Source organism: Xanthomonas euvesicatoria pv. euvesicatoria (assembly GCF_020880415.1).
GTDB classification, from domain to species: Bacteria; Pseudomonadota; Gammaproteobacteria; order Xanthomonadales; family Xanthomonadaceae; genus Xanthomonas; species Xanthomonas euvesicatoria.
Map to the genome: position 1 here is coordinate 37,889 of NZ_JAJIUJ010000037.1, position 18,807 is coordinate 56,695.

General features: G+C 64.2%; 17 protein-coding genes and 1 tRNA gene. 2 read left to right on the forward strand and 16 right to left on the reverse strand.

Annotated features, from left to right (window positions below):
* Positions 1-1,060 precede the first annotated feature (1,060 nt).
* From LN450_RS05525 to rlmE, 14 genes are all read right to left on the reverse strand, one after another.
* Positions 1,061-1,153 (reverse strand) — tRNA-Ser (locus LN450_RS05525).
* 83 nt (positions 1,154-1,236) lie between these two features.
* Entirely contained in the window at positions 1,237-1,449 is a 213-nt protein-coding gene (gene csrA, locus LN450_RS05530; protein WP_003481884.1) for a carbon storage regulator CsrA, read from the reverse strand.
* A 139-nt stretch (positions 1,450-1,588) separates the two neighbouring features.
* Entirely contained in the window at positions 1,589-4,237 is a 2,649-nt protein-coding gene (gene alaS, locus LN450_RS05535; protein WP_011347112.1) for an alanine--tRNA ligase, read from the reverse strand.
* Between the two features lie 101 nt (positions 4,238-4,338).
* A complete protein-coding gene (recX, locus tag LN450_RS05540; RefSeq protein WP_011347111.1) occupies positions 4,339-4,827 on the reverse strand; it encodes a recombination regulator RecX in 489 nt (162 codons plus the stop codon).
* A 296-nt stretch (positions 4,828-5,123) separates the two neighbouring features.
* Positions 5,124-6,158: a recombinase RecA gene (recA, locus tag LN450_RS05545; RefSeq protein WP_008574635.1), complete on the reverse strand. Its 1,035-nt coding sequence runs from the start codon at positions 6,156-6,158 to the stop codon at positions 5,124-5,126.
* A 172-nt stretch (positions 6,159-6,330) separates the two neighbouring features.
* Positions 6,331-6,972 (reverse strand): transcriptional repressor LexA, encoded by a 642-nt coding sequence (gene lexA / locus LN450_RS05550; protein WP_011347110.1) that lies wholly within the window; start codon positions 6,970-6,972, stop codon positions 6,331-6,333.
* Positions 6,973-7,057: 85 nt separating this feature from the next.
* Positions 7,058-8,734, reverse strand: coding sequence for a 2-polyprenylphenol 6-hydroxylase (ubiB, locus tag LN450_RS05555; protein WP_011347109.1), 1,677 nt, complete (start codon positions 8,732-8,734; stop codon positions 7,058-7,060).
* Positions 8,735-9,199: 465 nt separating this feature from the next.
* Complete coding sequence (locus tag LN450_RS05560) at positions 9,200-9,694, reverse strand: CinA family protein (RefSeq protein WP_008574640.1); 495 nt, start codon at positions 9,692-9,694, stop codon at positions 9,200-9,202.
* Positions 9,695-10,121: 427 nt separating this feature from the next.
* Positions 10,122-11,441, reverse strand: a complete 1,320-nt coding sequence (hflX, locus tag LN450_RS05565) for a ribosome rescue GTPase HflX (RefSeq protein WP_007972061.1) — start codon at positions 11,439-11,441, stop codon at positions 10,122-10,124.
* 11 nt (positions 11,442-11,452) lie between these two features.
* Positions 11,453-11,731 (reverse strand): RNA chaperone Hfq, encoded by a 279-nt coding sequence (gene hfq / locus LN450_RS05570; protein WP_005915027.1) that lies wholly within the window; start codon positions 11,729-11,731, stop codon positions 11,453-11,455.
* A gap of 77 nt (positions 11,732-11,808) precedes the next feature.
* Positions 11,809-12,792: a tRNA (adenosine(37)-N6)-dimethylallyltransferase MiaA gene (miaA, locus tag LN450_RS05575; RefSeq protein ID WP_011347107.1), complete on the reverse strand. Its 984-nt coding sequence runs from the start codon at positions 12,790-12,792 to the stop codon at positions 11,809-11,811.
* Entirely contained in the window at positions 12,792-13,694 is a 903-nt protein-coding gene (folP, locus tag LN450_RS05580; RefSeq protein ID WP_011347106.1) for a dihydropteroate synthase, read from the reverse strand. The genes miaA and folP overlap by 1 nt, the downstream gene beginning before the upstream one ends.
* Positions 13,695-13,820: 126 nt before the next feature.
* On the reverse strand, positions 13,821-15,761 hold the full coding sequence (ftsH, locus tag LN450_RS05585) for an ATP-dependent zinc metalloprotease FtsH (protein WP_014089977.1): 1,941 nt from the start codon (positions 15,759-15,761) through the stop codon (positions 13,821-13,823).
* 60 nt (positions 15,762-15,821) lie between these two features.
* The gene (gene rlmE, locus LN450_RS05590; protein WP_005915021.1) at positions 15,822-16,454 is read right to left on the reverse strand and encodes a 23S rRNA (uridine(2552)-2'-O)-methyltransferase RlmE; all 633 of its coding nucleotides are present in this window, start codon (positions 16,452-16,454) and stop codon (positions 15,822-15,824) included.
* A 65-nt stretch (positions 16,455-16,519) separates the two neighbouring features.
* On the opposite strand from rlmE, the gene yhbY reads away from it, so the two are divergent.
* Together yhbY and LN450_RS05600 are read left to right on the forward strand one after the other, a co-directional pair.
* Positions 16,520-16,825, forward strand: coding sequence for a ribosome assembly RNA-binding protein YhbY (gene yhbY / locus LN450_RS05595; RefSeq protein ID WP_005915020.1), 306 nt, complete (start codon positions 16,520-16,522; stop codon positions 16,823-16,825).
* Positions 16,826-16,840: 15 nt separating this feature from the next.
* On the forward strand, positions 16,841-17,215 hold the full coding sequence (locus LN450_RS05600; protein ID WP_008577332.1) for an Mth938-like domain-containing protein: 375 nt from the start codon (positions 16,841-16,843) through the stop codon (positions 17,213-17,215).
* A 190-nt stretch (positions 17,216-17,405) separates the two neighbouring features.
* On the opposite strand, the gene LN450_RS05605 is transcribed toward LN450_RS05600, so the two are convergent.
* Together LN450_RS05605 and LN450_RS05610 are read right to left on the reverse strand one after the other, a co-directional pair.
* Positions 17,406-18,185 (reverse strand): peptidoglycan DD-metalloendopeptidase family protein, encoded by a 780-nt coding sequence (locus tag LN450_RS05605; RefSeq protein WP_011347105.1) that lies wholly within the window; start codon positions 18,183-18,185, stop codon positions 17,406-17,408.
* Positions 18,182-18,796: a YqaA family protein gene (locus LN450_RS05610; RefSeq protein WP_003481846.1), complete on the reverse strand. Its 615-nt coding sequence runs from the start codon at positions 18,794-18,796 to the stop codon at positions 18,182-18,184. The genes LN450_RS05605 and LN450_RS05610 overlap by 4 nt, the downstream gene beginning before the upstream one ends.
* Positions 18,797-18,807 lie beyond the last annotated feature (11 nt).

Sequence of the window (18,807 nt, forward strand, 5' to 3'; positions counted from 1 at the left end):
TACTTGACCCCCACCACGTACCGCATCTACAAGGCGGTTCAGATGCGTAAGGCAGCGGCGACGCGCTCCGGCGCGAAGCGGCAATGGCACTGGCCCTGAGTTGCCTTTATGGCATCCCGGGCAGGCGATCCAACGGGGTGCAAGACCTCAATAGCTGCGCTGCCAGCCTCGACTGCCGAATATCGATAGGCCTTTCACGCCGGGTCTTCGGCCCCGGTTCTGGCTTTGGTTGGTTTTGGTTTTGATCCTTATTCCTTGGATGGTTCGCTGGAGTGCAGTGGCGCATCGCTCCAGTTGCAGCAGCGACAAATCCAACGCTGTACTCTCGCGCGCAGAATCAGCGCCTTCGTACACCACCCGCCTGCATGCGCAAGGCGGCAAAAAACCGAAGTGCCCAAGACGCCATCGATACGAGGCTCATTACTGACGTCGATGCGCCTGGCTCGATGCGCTGCACGGCGCGTTGGCGTACACGACACTGGAGAGTGCTGCTTCGCCAGGTGTCGCGCCCTCTCCGCAAGCGCATGCCACCACCATGCCAATGGAATGACATGTCAGAGATGCGCCGAAATCCGGCGGAGGGGCAGCGAGCAAGCAGGACGCGACCTCTTCGCAACGCGACAAGGAATCTCACGCTCGCGCTGCAGGCGCCTAAGGCGTCACTATCGACTGTCGAGCGATGCGAGCAAGACCAGGGCCTTCGCTAGCTGGCAACTCTCATGCTTGAGATGCAGCCGGTGAGAGACGCAAAGAATCGTTACCAGCCTCCGGCTAGCAACCGAGCTCGGAGGCGATACTCCCTGAAGCACTGTGGCCGCTGGCGACGCGCGCACAGCGTGACCCTTTCGCCGTCCTCACTGATGGCCTGGGTACTGTTGGCAGGAGTGTGCTCCAGGGCGTCTGCAGCGTTGAACCAACGCCAGCGAGCACCCACGGATATCGCAGAATTCGACGACACGCATTGCCGCAGGCGACGCTCTCAAGCAGCATCGCCTTCTCGACGAACCCGCAGCACAAATAAAAACGCCCACAAATCAGTGATTTGCGGGCGTTAGAACACTGGCGGAGCGAGAGGGATTCGAACCCTCGATAGAGCTTTTGACCCTATACTCCCTTAGCAGGGGAGCCCCTTCAGCCGCTCGGGCATCGCTCCAGTTTTTGCTGCCTGCCGCGATGTCCGTGGCAGGCCGCGAAGAATACCGGGTAAGAGGGGCTAACGTAAACCCTTGACAACGATCAATTCGAAGAATCGTCACCGTGATGTGCGCCGGAAGCGACCGGCTCATCCCCACGCTGGATGCGCTGATAGATTTCTTCGCGATGCACAGCCACATCCTTAGGTGCGGTGATACCGATACGCACCTGATTGCCCTTGACGCCGAGAACGGTCACGGTGACCGAGTCGCCGATCATCAAGGTTTCGCCTACCCGGCGAGTGAGGATCAACATTTTGCAAATCTCCTGGAACCGGTGGATTTCCCACCAGCATCGACGGCCTCCTGACTGAGACGCGCCCTACGTAAAGGGAATAGACCAGAAATGGTAGCGGGACATCCTGCTAGCCAGCAAGGCATAGCAGGACAAGTGTTCAGCCCAAGTGTTGCTTGACCCAGAGGGGCACACCGTCGAGTGCGGTCGCAAGGGCGGGCCCGTCCTCGCCACCACCCTGGGCGAGATCCGGACGGCCGCCGCCCTTGCCGCCGATCTGACTGGCGATGTGACCGAGGAGTTCCCCTGCCTTCACCTTGCCAGTTGGGCTGCCGTTCACACCGGCGACGAGCGCCACCTTGCCGCCCGAAGCGCCAGCCAGCACGATGACCGAATCGCCGAGCTGCTGCTTCAGGCGATCCATCGCATCGCGCAGCGCCTTGGCATCGAAGCCCTCCAGACGCACCGCGACAACCTTGACTCCGACAACATCGATCGCGCTAGCGCCCAAATCGGCAGTCGCACCCGACGCCAACTTGGCCTTGAGCGATTCCAGCTCGCGCTCCAGCCGCTTCTGGCGCTCGGTCAGTGCGCGCACCTTGTCCACCACCTCGCTGGTGTTGCCGCCGAGCAGATTGGCCGCTTCCAGCAGGCGACGTTCCTCGTCAGCCACATAGTCCAGCGCGCCCTGCCCGGTCACCGCTTCGATACGACGCACGCCCGACGACACGCCGCCTTCGGAGGTGATCTTGAACAAGCCGATGTCGCCGGTGCGGGTGACGTGGGTACCGCCACACAGCTCAGTGGAATAGCCGCCCATCTTGAGCACGCGGACGTTTTCTCCGTACTTCTCGCCGAACAGCGCCATCGCGCCGAAATCCAGCGCCTCCTGCATGGCCATGTTGTGCACTTCCACGCCATGGTTGGCGCGCACTTCGGCGTTGACCTTGCGCTCGATCACAGCGAGCTCGTCGGCAGTGAACGGCTGGAAGTGCGAGAAGTCAAAGCGCAGACGATCAGGCGCGACCAGCGAACCCTTCTGTTGCACATGCGTTCCCAGGACTTCGCGCAGGGCGGCGTGCAGCAGATGGGTGGCCGAGTGGTTGAGGATGGTCTTGCCGCGACGTTGCGTGTCGATCCCGCCGGCAAGCACATCGCCAAGCGCGAGCGCGCCTTCGCTGATGCGCCCCACATGCCCGTGGAACTGGCCTGCGAACTTCTGCGTATCGGTAACGTTGATCGACACGCCGGGGCCGCTCAGCTGGCCGCTGTCGCCGACCTGGCCGCCCGACTCGGCATAGAACGGCGTGCGGTCGGTGAACACGATCACCTCATCGCCCGCTTCCGCACGTTCGACCGGGCGGCCCTGCTTGAGCAATGCCACGACCTTGAGGGCATCGGCATCGTACGCTTCGTAGCCCAGGAACACGGTCGGCGACATGCTGGCGACCAGGTCCGCCGGCAATGCGACGCCACCGCCGAACTTGCCAGCCGCGCGCGCCGTCTCGCGCTGGCGCTCCATCGCGAACTCGAAGCCCTCCATGTCCACGCGCATGCCGCGCTCGCGCGCGATGTCGGCAGTCAGGTCGACCGGGAAGCCGTAAGTGTCGTACAGCCGAAACGCGTCGGCGCCCGGGATGATGTCCTGCGAGCGCGATGCGACCTCGTCGAAGATCTTCATGCCGGCGTCCAGCGTCTCGGCAAAGCGCTCTTCTTCTGCCAACAGCGCGCGCGCCACAGTGTCCTGCGCCACCACCAGCTCGGGATATGCTTCGCCCATCAGCTCCACCAGCGTGGGCACCATCTTGCTGAAGAACGGCTGGCGCACGCCCAACATCCAACCATGGCGCAGCGCACGCCGGATGATCCGGCGCAGCACATAGCCGCGGCCTTCGTTGGAGGGCAACACGCCATCGACGATGAGGAAAGAACAGGCGCGGATGTGATCGGCGATCACCCGCAGCGACTTATTCTCCAGATCGGTGATGCCGGTCAGCGCACTGGCCTTGCCGATCAACGCCTGGAACAGGTCGATTTCATAGTTGGTATGGACGTGCTGCAGGATCGCAGCCAGACGCTCCAAGCCCATGCCCGTGTCCACGCACGGCGCCGGCAGCGGCACCAGGGTGCCGTCGGGCTGGCGATCGAACTGCATGAAGACCAGGTTCCAGATCTCGATGAAGCGGTCGCCGTCTTCATCCGGGGACCCCGGTGGACCACCGGCGATGTGATCGCCGTGGTCGAAGAAGATTTCGGTACACGGGCCGCAGGGGCCGGTATCGGCCATCTGCCAGAAATTGTCCGACGCGTAGGGCGCACCCTTATTGTCGCCAATGCGTACGATGCGGCTTTCCGGGATGCCGATCATGTCGCGCCACAACGCAAAGGCTTCTTCGTCGGTGTGATAGACGGTGACCAGCAGGCGGTCGGCCGGCAGCTTCCAGACCTGGGTCAACAGTTCCCATGCCCAGGCGATGGCGTCCTTCTTGAAATAGTCGCCGAACGACCAGTTGCCGAGCATTTCGAAGAAGGTGTGGTGGCGTGCAGTGTAGCCCACCGAGTCCAGATCGTTGTGCTTGCCACCGGCACGCAGGCAGCGCTGCACGTCTGCAGCACGGACGTAGCTGCGCTTCTCCGCGCCAAGGAAGACGTCCTTGAACTGGACCATGCCGGAGTTGGTAAACAGCAAGGTGGGGTCGTTGCCCGGCACCAGCGGCGCGGATGGCACGATGGTGTGGCCCTTCCCCTCGAAGAACGCGAGGAAGTCACTACGAATCTGGGAAGTGCTGAATTTGGCGGGTGCGTTCATGTGCTGGCATTGGGCGGGCGGCAGTCCCGGTCACCCAATGACATGTGGGCGCAGATGAGCGGAACAACCTGAAACCACGAAGGGTAGCAGGCCTGACGCCCTCAGTCCTCAAGGTCGAAGCGCGTGGCGGCGCGAATGCTGTTGCCGTCGAAACCCCGCCGGGCCAGCAGATCGGCGGCCTTGCGCCGCTGCGGAAGGTCGGTTGGGCCTTGTTCGCCGAACCGACGGCGGATCAGGTCGCGCGCGTTTTCGGTCCAATCCCCTTCGAAGGTCGCCAAAGCGGCACTGATGGCCTCGCTATCCAGGCCATGGGTTCCGAGCTCGGCACGAATATGCAGCGGTCCATAACCAGAACCGGCGCGATTGCGCACCACTGCAGCAGCGAAGCGGGTGTCGTCCTGCCACCCCTCGTCCGTGAGCCGATCGACGGTCGCCTGCGCCGCATCTGGCTCGATCCCGCGGGCCAGCAGCTTGCGGTTCAATTCCTTGCGCGAATGTTCGCGCCGCACCAATAGGCCGAGTGCGCGCTGGACCGGCGTCTGTTCCTTGAACCGGCGCCCCCGCTTTGGTGCGGGCTCTTGCTCGTCCATCGTTGAGGTGTCCCGAATGGCCAAGATCAGTTACGACATCAATGCGCCGTCCATGGCGCCTGCCCTCCTGGCCTTCGATAGATCTACCGCGAGAAGCGACGGCACTGACTCCGCCGTCCCCGCGATAGAAAAACTTCAACACGCTCGAACCTGCTGCCCCAGCGCCAGGCGGACGTGGGCGGCAATGGAGCGGTGGCGTACCGTGCGAGGTTCCGCCCACCGCTCACCAACAGCATCACCTTCACCGACTCCCGGCAAACCGACTCCGGCGACTGGTGATGTTGTGCGGCTGCAACTTATTCCTTGTCTTCGTCGTCGCCGGCCTCGCGCGGTGCTTCGGCAGGCTGGAACTTCTCACGCAACTCGGCTTCCAGCCGGGTCGCAACCTGCGGGTTGTCGCGCAGGTAGGTCCGCGCGTTGTCCTTGCCCTGCCCGATGCGCTCATCGCCGTAGCTGTACCAGGCGCCGGCCTTGTCGACCAGCTTGGCTTCCACGCCCATGTCGATCAATTCGCCCTCGCGGCTGATGCCTTCGCCATACAGGATTTCGGTCACGACCTGCTTGAACGGAGGCGCCAGCTTGTTCTTGACCACCTTGATCTTGGTCTGGTTGCCGATGATCTCGTCGCCCTTCTTGATCGCACCGATACGGCGGATATCCAGACGCACCGAGGCGTAGAACTTCAGCGCGTTGCCGCCGGTGGTCACTTCCGGGCTCTGGCCCGGCATCATGACGCCGATCTTCATGCGCAGCTGATTGATGAAGACCACCAGCGTGTTGGAGCGCTTGATATTGCCGGTGAGCTTGCGCAGCGCCTGGCTCATCAGGCGAGCCTGCAAACCAGGCAACTGGTCGCCCATCTCGCCTTCGATTTCCGCCTTTGGCGTCAGTGCGGCAACCGAGTCGACCACCACGATATCAACCGAACCCGAGCGCACCAGCATGTCGGCAATTTCCAGTGCCTGCTCACCGGTATCGGGCTGCGACAGCAGCAGGTCGTCGACGTTGACGCCCAGCTTGGCCGCATAAATCGGGTCCAGCGCGTGCTCGGCGTCGATGAAGGCAGCGGTGCCGCCGTTCTTCTGGCACTGGGCGATGGCTTGCAGGGTCAAGGTGGTCTTGCCGGAGGATTCCGGGCCGTAGATTTCGACCACGCGGCCCTTCGGCAGGCCGCCGATCCCCAGGGCGATATCCAGCATCAACGAGCCGGTCGGGATGACTTCGACTGCCTCGATGACGCGGTCGCCCATGCGCATGACCGAGCCCTTGCCGAATTGCTTTTCGATCTGGCTCAGTGCGGCGGAAAGGGCGCGCTTCTTGTTCTCGTCCATCTGGGTGATCCTCGTCAGTGATTTCGGTATGGGGCTAATGTAGCGGCGGTGTATCGCACAGGCTGAGACTGCAGGCGACACACTCAGATTAGGGAGGCGGAAGGTCCCGCGGCAGCGGGAAATCCTGCGGTGCCAGCTCGGAGAAACGCCGGCACGGCCATCGGCGCAGACCTCAGCGGTTAGGCCTCAACAGTCCGCAATACAGTCCTTCAATCGCGAAATCCTGATCCGGTAGCACCTCAATGGGCGCGTAGTCCGGATTGCGCGGCAACAGCCGGATGCGATCCTTGCCGATCTTCAGCAGCTTTACCGTGATTTCCTCATCGATCCGCGCCACCACGATCTGCCCCGAGCGCGCGTCGCGGGTACGGTGCACGCCGATCAGATCGCCATTGAAGATGCCTTCGTCGCGCATCGAATCGCCTTGCACCTTGAGCAGATAATCCGGCGAGGGCGAGAAAAACACACGATCCAGTACAACGAAGTCGTCCGAGCCGATATCGGCACCGATCGGCAAACCCGCCGCAACGCGGCCCAGCACCGGCAGGCGCAGCACATCGTCGCGGGCCGCCTCGCTCACCGGAGCCGTGCGTGTCTGCGCACCCTGCCCGGCCAGCCGTATCCCGCGCGCCTGGCCTGGAACGCGGCGGATCGCCCCCGCATGCTCCAGCGCTTCCAGGTGATATTGCGCCGCGCGGACGCCCTTGAAGCCGAACGCGCGCGAGATCTCGGTCTGCGACGGCGGAACACCATCGGCATCGATGCGCTCGGCGATCAAGGCCAGGATTGCTTGCTGGGTATCGGTCAGGTCCATGGTTAGTAGTATTACTACTAACGAGCGCCCGCGCAAGTGTTCGCCGCGCCCTGCCTGTACGCCACCACGATGCCCACGCGTCGCGCTAGCGCCGGCTTCGCCAGATCGAAAACAGGATCCAGATACCGCACAGCGCCGCGCCGATGAAACCGCCCACACCCAGCGCGAGCAACCAGCGGCTGGCGCTCCCCCCGACGCTGTTCATGACGATCGAGGAGCCGATCACCAACGCGGCAGTCACGATCCCCATCGTGAGGCGATTGGCCGCGCGGTCGACCTGCTCGCCGAACTCGCGCAATGCGCGTGTTTCGATCTGAAGCTGCAGCTTGCCGCGGCGTGCGGCTTGCAACAGGCGCTTGAGGTCGCGCGGCAGATCGCCGATCAGGTCGATCGCGCCAGTCACGGTCCGCCGGCCGCGCCGCACGATGGCGCGCGGCGCATAGCGCTGCAACACCACGCGTTCCAGATATGGGCGTGCCTCGGTTGCCATGTCGAAATCCGGATCGAGCTGGCGCCCCATGCCTTCCAGGGTGAGAAAGGCCTTGATCATCAGCGCCAGATCCGATGGCAGCGTCAGCCCGTGATCGCGCAGGATGGAGGTGACGTCGCCAAGTATTGCGCCAATACGCAATTCTTTCAGCGGCACGCCGCGATACTCGTCGACGAATGCGCCGATGTCTTGCTGCAAACGCGCCTCGTCGATCTCCAGGCTGGTGCCCGCCCATTCCAGCAAGACGTCGATCACTGCTTCGGCGTCGTAGCTGACCATGCCGTGCAGCAGCTGTGCGACCTGAAACCGACGCTGCTCGGAGACGCGCCCGACCATGCCGAAATCGATGACCGCGATGCGCCCATCGCGCAGGTAAAAAATGTTCCCCGGATGCGGGTCGGCGTGGAAGCAGCCATCCTGCAACACCATCTTGAGCACGATGCCGGCACCGGCACGTGCGAGCGCCCTGCGATCCAGGCCGGCCGCATCGACGGCGAGCAGATCGCGCCCCGGAATTCCATCGATGAATTCCTGCACGTTGAGCGACTCGCAGGTCCACTCCCAGTACACCGCCGGCACCACCACCTGCGTATCGTGCGCGAAGTTGGCGGCGATGCGTTCGGCGTTGCGCCCCTCCGCAGCGAAGTCCAGCTCGCGTCGCAGCGAAACGGTAAATTGCTGCACCACCTCGGAAGGACGGTAGCGCTTGAGATCCGGTGCGCGGGTTTCGACGATTTCAGCAAGCCGGGCGAGCAGGCGCAGATCCGCGTCGATGGTGTCACCGATATCGGGACGACGAATCTTCAATACCACCGGCGTGCCATCGACCAACCACGCGCGATGGGTCTGTGCCAGCGAGGCGGCTGCCAGCGGCTGTTCGTCCAGGCGCGCGAAGACGGTTTCCGGCTCCATGCCCAACGCAGCGACCAGCTGTGGGCGAATCTGCTCGAACGGCAGCGCCGGCACCGCGTTCTGCAGCTCGCTCAATTCTTCGATCCACTCCGGTGGCAGCAGATCCACACGCGTGGCCAGCACCTGGCCCAGTTTGACGAAGGTGGGTCCGAGCTCTTCCAGTGCACGCCGCACGCGCATCGCTGCGGACATGCGCAACCGGCCCTCGGCGTTCTGCCAATGCAACAGCCTGCCGGCGCGCTCAAGCACATCGGCCATGCCGATACGACGCACCACATCGCCGAAGCCGTAGCGGATCAGGACCGAGGCGATTTCCTGCAGACGCCCAAGATCACGTACCGTGCCGAGTGCTTCCCACATCAGCGCACCGCCTGCGAGCGCGTTGCGCTCAGGCGCTGCGTGACACTGCAGTAGATAGCAGCCTGCAACGCGGCGATCGATGGGACAGAAGCAAGAAACGAATGCATTGGCACGCTGGGCGGTGAGCAGACCTTGTTTGTAGCCGATCTGCCCTCCGCTGTCGCGCTCTCGCCTCGTCCAAGCTCAGCGCAGGTTGCAAGGCGCGCGGTACATGCGCAACAGGCAGCGTTCGCTGATGAGCTGCCTGCACCCGGGTTGCGCCATTGTCGCTTCGCAGCCTCGTTGCCGCATGTGCCAAGTAACGCGTCCGCTCAGCGTGCTGCAGCGGCGTGTCGACAACGAGGCCAAGCCAGTTCTTGGGACGGCGCTCGGTTACGGCCTTGGGTTTCCAGGCTGTGCGAGATTGCGCCGGAAATGGGGCGCCGCGGATCTGCTGCCGAACGCCATCAGCGGACCCGACGACCGCTAAAGCAGCGCGCTCAACCCGCGCAATGCTGCAACGACGGTCTGACGACGCACCGCATCGCGGTCGCCATTGAACTGGAACAGTTGTGCGGTGGCATAACCGCCACGGCGTTTCCAGCCGATCCAGACCGTGCCGACCGGCTTGTCCTCACTGCCGCCGCCGGGCCCGGCGATGCCGGTCACCGCCACCGCGATGCTTGCGCCGGAATTCACCAGGGCGCCAGAGACCATTTCGATCACCGTTTCGCGACTGACCGCCCCGTGCACTTCCAAGGTCTGTGGGCGGACACCGAGTAGCGCCTGCTTGGCCTCGTAGCTATAGGCGGCCATGCCGCAATCGAACCAGTGCGAGGAGCCGGCGACATCGGTCACCGCCTTGGCGATCCAGCCACCCGTACAACTCTCGGCAGTGACCAGGCGCTCGCGCGCGGCAAGCAATTGCTGCCCGAGGGCTTCGGCCAGCTGCTGCAGTTCGGAATCGGCGGAAAAAGACATGGGCACGGCAAGGAGGGGGCAGCGGACGTTTTAGCCCAATTCGTCGCGCCTGTCTGCCGCTGGCGCCGATTCCGGCTGGGCGCGAGGTGGCCAAGGTTCAGTGGCGATGTGCGGCCAATATGCGGTACGGCGGGTCTGGACGGGCTTGCATGTGCGCCGAGGTGCCGGCCGCACGTGGTCAACGTGCAGCGCCGCCTCCAAGCACCGAACCATCGCACCCAGGGCGTCATTCCTGATCACAGGTGTGATGCGCCACATGAGCGCACCACTGCACTCTTGCGCAGCACCCACTGCTCATATTGATTTTCTGTGAGTTCCGGCTGGCCGGGACGAGGCCTGGCAACTGCCGCACAGCGACGCGCTCCACCCTTCCCCATGCGCCTTGAAGCAGCAGCACGGTCGTGTGCGACCGACCGTGCCGCGCCTATCACGCTTCCCAGTCTTCGCGACGATCCGGCAGCATCGCGCGCAGCGGCGCACCGTCCTGCCCGGCGGCCAATCGCTCGGCCTCGACCATCGGCAGATCGACCTCGAGCAACCAACCCTCTTCGTCGGATTGCTCATTGCGCACCACTTCCAGCTGATGCAGCCTGGAACGCAGGCGACCGGCAGACGGTGGTAACCGTAGCTGGCCGGTCAGGTGACGCAGATCCAGCCGCTGGCCGAGCGCGTGCTGCAATTCTTCCAGCCCACGTCCGTCGCGCGCCGACACCCAGACACGCTCGCGGCGTGCCGGGTCAGGAATGCCGTCCTGCGCGTCGTGGCGCACTTCGGCGCCCTCGATCTTGTCGATCTTGTTGAATACCAGCAGCTGCGGCAGATCGCCCGCACCGACGGCCTGCAACACTTCATCGACCTGCAGGATGCGTTCTTCGCGCAACGGGTCTGCTGCATCGACGACGTGCAGCAACAGATCGGCATCGCGCGCCTCCGACAGCGTGGAGCGGAATGCGGCGACCAGCTCGTGCGGAAGATCGCGCACGAAGCCGACCGTGTCGGCAAGAATCGCGCTGCCACCCGGCAACGCAATGCGTCGCACGGTGGGGTCGAGCGTGGCGAACAATTGATCTGCCACGTAAGCCTCTGCACCGGTCAACACATTGAACAATGTCGACTTGCCGGCATTGGTGTAGCCGACCAGTGCAATCCGTGGCAATTCGCTGCGCATCCGTGCACGACGCATCTGGGTGCGCTGCACCTCGACCTTTTCCAGCCGCTGCTGCAACTGTTCGACGCGTTTTTGCAGCAGGCGGCGGTCGGTTTCCAGCTGGGTTTCGCCGGGGCCGCGCAGGCCGATGGAGCCACCGCGCTGACGCTCCAAGTGCGTCCAGCCACGCACCAGCCGCGTGGCCATGTGACGCAACTGCGCCAGCTCCACCTGCAGCTTGCCTTCGTGGCTGCGCGCACGTTGCGCGAAGATGTCCAGGATCAACCCAGTGCGGTCGATCACACGCCGCTCCAGATACCGCTCCAGGTTGCGCTCCTGGCCGGGCGACAAGGTGTGGTTGACCAACACCAGATCGGCACCGGTGGCCTCGGCTGCGGCCTTGACCTCTTCCAGCTTGCCGCTACCGATCAAGGTCGACGGGCTGGGCTTATCGATGCGCGCGGTGAGCGTGGCGGCCACCGTGGCGCCCGCCGACTTTGCAAGGTCGGCGAACTCCTCCATCACATCGTCTTCGGCAGGCCCGCCGGAGTGGGTCTGTATCAATAACGCGTGTTCACCCTTGCGGGACCGATCAAACACGCACTGCTCCGTTACTGCTCGACGTCGTCATCTTCCGCCTGATTGCCTTCATTGGATTGCACATACCCACCACCAGGCCCCACGCGCACATTGCGCGCCGGCACCACCGTGGAAATGGCGTGCTTGTACACCATCTGACTCACGGTATTGCGCAGCAGGACCACGAATTGGTCGAACGACTCGATCGTGCCCTGCAGCTTGATGCCATTGACCAGATACACCGACACGGGCACCCGCTCGCGCCGCAGCGCATTGAGGAATGGGTCCTGTAAAGATTGCCCCTTAGCCATCGAAAAATCCTCTTCATTATTGTTCTTATTGTTCCGGTCGACACCTGCTATCCCCAGCCGGTCCCGGAAACGGGATGTTACACGCCTGAAGCCTGCCGTACAGCGGGACGATCAGCGAGGAAGCCGACAATTGCGTCCTCCAATTGATGGCGGTCACGCTCCGGGTCGAACCAGCGCGCGTCCAGCTCGCCGCGCAGCCAGGTGAGCTGCCGCTTGGCCAGTTGCCGGGTCGCCTGGATCGCCTTGTCGCGGAACTCGGCCAGGCCGCCAGCCCCGTCCAGGTACTGCCAGGCCTGGCGGTAGCCGACCGCGCGCACGGCCGGCAAATCCAGCGGCGCTGCCACCGCCTGCATCTGCGGCAGCGCCCGCAGACGCTGCACTTCCCCCAGAAAATCCTGGGCCAACATCGCATCCAGCCGGTGTGCGATCCGTGCATGCAGCACCGCGCGCTCGCGTGGGGCCAAGACCACCTTCAACACGCGTACCGGCAGGCGCGGCCCTGGCGGTAGCGCCTGCCACGCGCTGATCGGCCGCCCGCTGATGCGGTAGACCTCCAGCGCACGCTGGATCCGCTGCGGGTCGGTCGCATGAATGCGCGCTGCCGCAACCGGGTCCACACGTGCCAGTTGTGCGTGCAAGCCGGCCCAACCGATCTGCTGAGCTTCGGCCGCGATGGATGCGCGCACCGTTTGGTCGGCCTCGGGCAGGTGCGACAAACCTTCCAGCAGTGCACGAAAATACAGCCCGGTGCCGCCGGCCAGAATCGGCAATTTGCCGCGCGCCACGATCTGCGCGATCGCCAGGCGTGCATCGGTGGCGAACTCCGCTGCCGAATACACCTGCCAGGGATCGCGCAGGTCGAGCAGATGATGCGGCACCGCCGCGCGCATTGGCGCGTCCGGCTTGGCCGCACCGATCTCCAGGCCGCGATACACCAGCGCAGAATCGACGCTGACGATTTCCCCGTTCCAGCGCTCTGCAGCTTCCAGCGCCAGCGCCGTCTTGCCGCTGGCGGTGGGGCCCATCACAGCGATCGCCAGCGGGCGTTGGTCGACAGGCATCAGTCCTCATCCGGCCAACGGATCGTGGGCGCGGCGGGCGCGCTGACACGCGGTACCGGAATCGCCGCCATCGCCGTCCATACCTTCAACGCATCCACGGTTGCCGCCACATCGTGCACGCGCAGCAGCAGCGCGCCATGTTGTGCGGCGATCAGATGCGCGGCCACCGAGCCGTGCACACGTTCGGCGGCGATCTGGCGCCCGGTCAGTTCGCCGATGCTGCGTTTGCGCGACAGCCCGGCCAGCACCGGCAAACCGAATTCCTGCAGCCGCTGCAGCTGCGCAAGCAGGGTGAGGTTGTGCGGGGTGGCCTTATCGAAGCCAAAGCCCGGGTCCAGGACCAGCCGGCGCTTGTCGATGCCGGCCATCTCGGCAGCGAAGATGCGTTCGGCCAGAAACCGGTGCACTTCACCCACGATATCGTCGTAGTGCGGCGCATCCTGCATGGCGTGTGGCGCGCTGCGCGCATGCATCAAGACCACAGGCACGCACAGGTCCGACGCCGCTTCCAGCGCACCGGGCGAACGCAGAGCATAGACGTCGTTGACCATGCCGGCGCCGGCCGCGACCGCCGCGCGCATGACCTCCGGTTTGAACGTATCCACGCTGATCGGCACGCTCGTGCGCTGGGCCAGCGCCTCGATCACCGGAATGACCCGCTGCAATTCTTCTTCAACCGAGACCGCCGCAGCGCCCGGGCGGGTGGATTCACCACCGACATCCAGCACCGCGGCGCCCTGCTCCACCAACGCCAGCCCATGCGCGATCGCCGCTTCGCAGGTCGCATGCTGGCCGCCGTCGGAGAACGAATCGGGTGTGACATTGACGATACCCATCACCTGCGGTGCATCCAGTCGCAGGCTGCGGCCGGCGCAATCCAGTGTGAGGGTGGTATCGAACATCGGCAGTGTCTCCTGGGTTGGTGATGGTCGCCCATACGTGGGCATCGATGCGGCCCGATAACGCATCAAGGCCGGGAATTGCTCCCCGGCCTTGATGGATGCCTCGCAGATCAGTGCATGGCCGGCTTAGAGTTGCTCGGCGGGTCCGGCGATGGGCGGCAATGGACGCGGGCTACCCTTGTCGTTGTTGTTGCCACCGTCCTTGTCGGACTTGCCCCAACCCGCCGGCGGCGGCGGCTCGCGGCCTTCCATGATGGCGTCGATCTGAGGCACGTCGATGGTCTCGTACTGCAGCAACAACTGCGACATCGCGTGCAGCTTGTCCAGATTCTCGGTGAGGATGGTCTTGGTCTTGCTGTAGGCCTTGTCCAGGATCGAGCGCACGACTTCGTCGATCTTGCGCGCGGTTTCGTCGGAGACGTTCTTGTGCTGGGTCACCGAACGGCCCAGGAACACCTCATCCTCTTCCTCGCCATAGGCCACCGGGCCAAGCTCGTCGGACAGCCCCCACTTGGTCACCATGTTGCGCGCCATCTTGGTGGCCCGCTCGATGTCGTTGGACGCACCGGTGGTGACCTTGTCGCCACCGAAGATCAGCTCTTCGGCAACGCGACCACCGTACAGCGAGCACAGCTGCGATTCGATCGCCACGCGGTTCATCGAATAGCGGTCGCCTTCCGGCAGATACATCGTCACGCCGAGGGCGCGGCCGCGCGGAATGATGGTTACCTTGTAGACCGGGTCGTGCTCCGGCACCAGGCGGCCGACGATGGCGTGGCCTGCCTCGTGATACGCGGTGAGGGTCTTCTCGTCCTCGCTCATGGCCATCGAGCGGCGCTCGGCACCCATCAGAATCTTGTCGCGGGCACGGTCGAAGTGGTCCATGCGGACTTCCTTCTCGCTGCCACGCGCCGCGAACAACGCTGCTTCGTTGCACAGGTTGGCCAAGTCGGCGCCAGAGAAACCCGGGGTACCGCGGGCGATGACCATCGGCACGACATCCTCGGCCAGCGGCAGCTTGCGCATGTGCACGCGCAGGATCTGTTCGCGGCCCTTGACGTCCGGCAGGCCGACCACGACCTGGCGGTCGAAACGGCCAGGACGCAGCAGCGCCGGATCCAGCACGTCCGGCCGGTTGGTCGCCGCGATCACGATCACGCCTTCGCCCCCTTCGAAACCGTCCATTTCGACCAGCAACTGGTTCAGGGTCTGCTCGCGCTCATCATGCCCGCCGCCGAGACCGGCACCGCGATGACGGCCCACCGCATCGATTTCGTCGATGAAGATGATGCACGGCGCGTGCTTCTTGGCCTGCTCGAACATGTCGCGCACGCGGCTGGCACCCACGCCGACGAACATTTCCACGAAGTCCGAACCGGAGATGCTGAAGAACGGCACCTTGGCCTCGCCGGCGATCGCCTTGGCGAGCAGGGTCTTACCGGTACCCGGCGGGCCGACCATCAGCACGCCGCGCGGAATCTTGCCGCCCAGCTTGGTGAACTTGGTCGGGTCGCGCAGGAAGTCCACCAGTTCGCCGACTTCTTCCTTGGCCTCGTCGCAACCGGCAACGTCGGCAAAGGTGATCTTGATCTGGTCTTCGCCCTGCAGTTTGGCGCGCGACTTGCCGAAGCTCATCGCCCCTTTGGCACCGCCGCCACCGCCCTGCATCTGGCGCATGATGAACAGCCAGAAGCCGATGATCAGGATGACCGGGAGGAAATTGAGTACCAACGACCAGAAACCAGGCCCGGTCGAGGGCTTCTGGCGGGTCATTTCGATGTTCTTGCTGTACAGCACGTCGACCAGCTTGTCGTCGCGCGGACCGTAGACAGTGGCTTCGCTGCCGTCGGTGCGCTTGAAGCGGATCGCGTTGACGGCCAGGTTGGTTTCATCGGTGTAATCCACCGATTTGACGCGCCCGGAGTCCACTTCCTTCAGGAACTGGGTGTAGGTGATCGAGTCGGCACCGACGCCGCCCGCCATCCGCGGCGAGAAGCTCTGGAAGACAACCATCAGCACAACTGCGACGACCACCCACAGCAGCAGATTCTTGGTCAAGTCGTTCATCCTCATTGGCTCCGGTGCCCTCTACTCTTCGATGCTTGAAATACGATGGTCATTGGCAGCTTACTTGATCTGGACACGCTTGCCCTGACCGAGCGCATAAACTTCCGGGGAGCGCTTGCGCGAGGCCGCCGGCTTGCGAATCGTCACCTTCTCATAGCGGCGGCGAAGCTCGCGAATGTAGTCGTCAGACCCGACACCCTGGAACAGCTTGATCAGAAATGCCCCGCCCGGCTTGAGGTGGGTGTCGGCAAATTCCATGGCCAGTTCCGCCAGGTGCATCATCCGCGGTTGGTCGACCGCATCCATGCCACTCTTATTGGGGGCCATATCCGACAGCACAAGGTCCACCGGCACATCGCCCAGCATCGCTTCGAATTGGGATAGGACGGCCTGCTCCCTGAAGTCGCCGTGAAGGAACTCCACGCCCGCCAGGGCCGGCATGTCCAGGATATCCAGCGCCACCACCCGGCCGCTGTCGCCCATGGATTTGCGCACCTGTTGCGACCACCCGCCCGGGGCCGCGCCCAGATCGACCACCACCATGCCCGGCTTGAGCAGGCGGTCGCGCTGCAGCAACTCTTCCAGCTTGTAGGCCGCGCGCGAGCGCATGCCCTCGGCCTGGGCCTTCTTCACGTAAGGGTCGGCGAAGTGTTCCTTGAGCCAGCGCTGGCTGCTTTTACTGCGGGAAGGCATTGGCAAAGGGGTCCGAACGGGTCGCCATGATACCCTGAACACCCTTTGCTTCCCTTCGATCCTGCATGTCCATTGTTCTCACCTCCGCCCAGAACCGTTTCCTGCGCGGCCAGGCCCACGACCTCAAAGCCTTGCTGCAGACCGGCGGCAAAGGGGTCACGCCGGCATTTCTGGCTGAACTCGAGGAAGTGCTCGAGCGCCACGAACTGGTCAAGGTGAAGGTGGCATCGGAGGATCGCGAGACACGTGATGCGCTGATTGCCGAGCTGATCGAACAAACCGGCAGTGCGTTGGTACAGCGCATCGGCCACGTCGCCATTCTGTACCGCCCCAGCAAGGAAAAGCGCCAGATCGTGCTGCCGCGCGGCTGAGCCAGCGAGTTCGTCATGCCTTTAAGTCAGGAACACCCCGATTACGCCTACGCGCTGCGCGCGGCCGACGGCCGCCATGCCAAGGTGAACGAGCAGATCCTGCAGCAGAGCTTCATCCTGATGCCGGATGAGCTGGTAGAGCACTGGCCGGTCCAGACGCTGGAGCAACTCCAGGCCAGTCACATGGAGGCGGTGCTGGCGCTCAACCCGGCCGTGATCCTGCTCGGCACCGGCGAACGCCAGTTGTTTCCCAGGACCGACGTGCTGGCGGCCTGCCTGACCCGCGGCATCGGCCTGGAGGCGATGACCAATGCCGCCGCCGCACGCACCTACAACGTGCTGGCCAGCGAAGGCCGGCGGGTGGCCTTGGCGATGGTGTTGCCGGGCTGATTGGCTTGGTACGGGATTCGGGAATCGGGATTGGGGATTCGTAAGAGCGGGCTTCCGCAAGCTGCGCCTTCAATAGCCAAACCAGGCTAGAGCGTCAATTGGTCCAAGTGGTGAGTCCGAAGAACCCACTCTCTTTCCGGATACGAACAGCCCAGGGCCGTTGCGAATCCCGAATCCCAACTCCCCAATCTCATTTCTTCGGCAAATACAGCAGCGGATCGACCGGCTTGCCGTTGTAGCGGATCTCGAAGTGCAACATGTCGCGGGAGGCGCCGCTGCGGCCCATTTCGGCAATTTGCTGCCCCGCCTTGACGCTCTGGCCCTCGTTGAGCAGGCGCTTGCGGTTGTGGCCGTACGCGGATAGCCACTGGTCGTTGTGCTTGATGATGATCAGCTCGCCGTAACCGACCAGGCCGGCGCCGGAATACACCACCACGCCATCGGCGGCGGCACGCACGGCCTGACCGCTGGTGCCGGCGATGTCCACGCCCTGCTTGGTGGTTTCGCCAGTGACGAAGGTGCCCACCACGACGCCATCGGCCGGCCAACGCCACGAAAATCCGCTACTGACCGGTGCGGCGATCGGCGCGACGGGGCGCGGCGGGGCCACGGTGCCGCCAGCCACCGGCGCGCTGCCACCCGGCTTGCTGGTACCGGGCGGATACAACTTGAGCGTCTGGCCGGGATAGATGGTGTTTGGGGAAGACAGGCCATTCCAGGCGGCCAGATCCGCAGCGGTGATATTGGTCCGGCGCGAGATCGCGTACAGGGTGTCGCCGCGCTGCACGGTGACCGTGGCACCCGGACGCGGCACCGAAGGACGCGGCGCGGCGCTGGGGCGCGACGACGACCCGCCACCGCTCGCTCCGGGCGAACGCACCACCGTTGCGCTGCTGCAGGCGGTCAGTCCGATGGCCATTGCGAGCATGACTGCTGTCTTGCGTGCCGAATTCATCTGCGTCTTGCTCATCCGTTCGTTGTCTTCCACACCAACCAGCCCGCACCGACCGCCAGCACCGCCATTGCAACCCAGCCCAGCGGCTCGATCCAGCGATGCAGCGCCGCTTCGGCCCGCGCACCGCCCAGGCGGATCGCGCCGGCCACCAGATACACGCGCTTGCCGCGCCCGACCAACATGCTGGCGATGAATGGCAGGATCGGCACGCCGACCACGCCCGAGGCCCAGGTAAAGATCTTCAGCGGGATCGGGGTAAACCCGACCAGGACCAGCGCCCAGAACGCCTTCCACGGCGAATCGGCCACCAGCGTGCGCAGGGTTTCGATCTGCTGCTGGATCTTCGCGCTCCAGCCCAGCCATTCGATCAGCGGCTGCAGCGCGGCGAAGGCGAAATGGCCAAGCAGATAACCGACCAGGGCGCCGCAGATCGAGCCGATCAGGCTCAGGGTCGCAAACCAGAGCGAGCGCTTGGGCTCGGCCAGCGACATCGGTGCCAACATCACTTCCGGCGGCACCGGGAAAATGAAGCCCTCAACGAAGCTGAGACCGGTCAGCAGCGCGGGTGCGCGGCGATGGCGCGACCAACGGATGGCCACGTCGTACAACGGCCCAAAAATCTTCATCGAAGAACTCT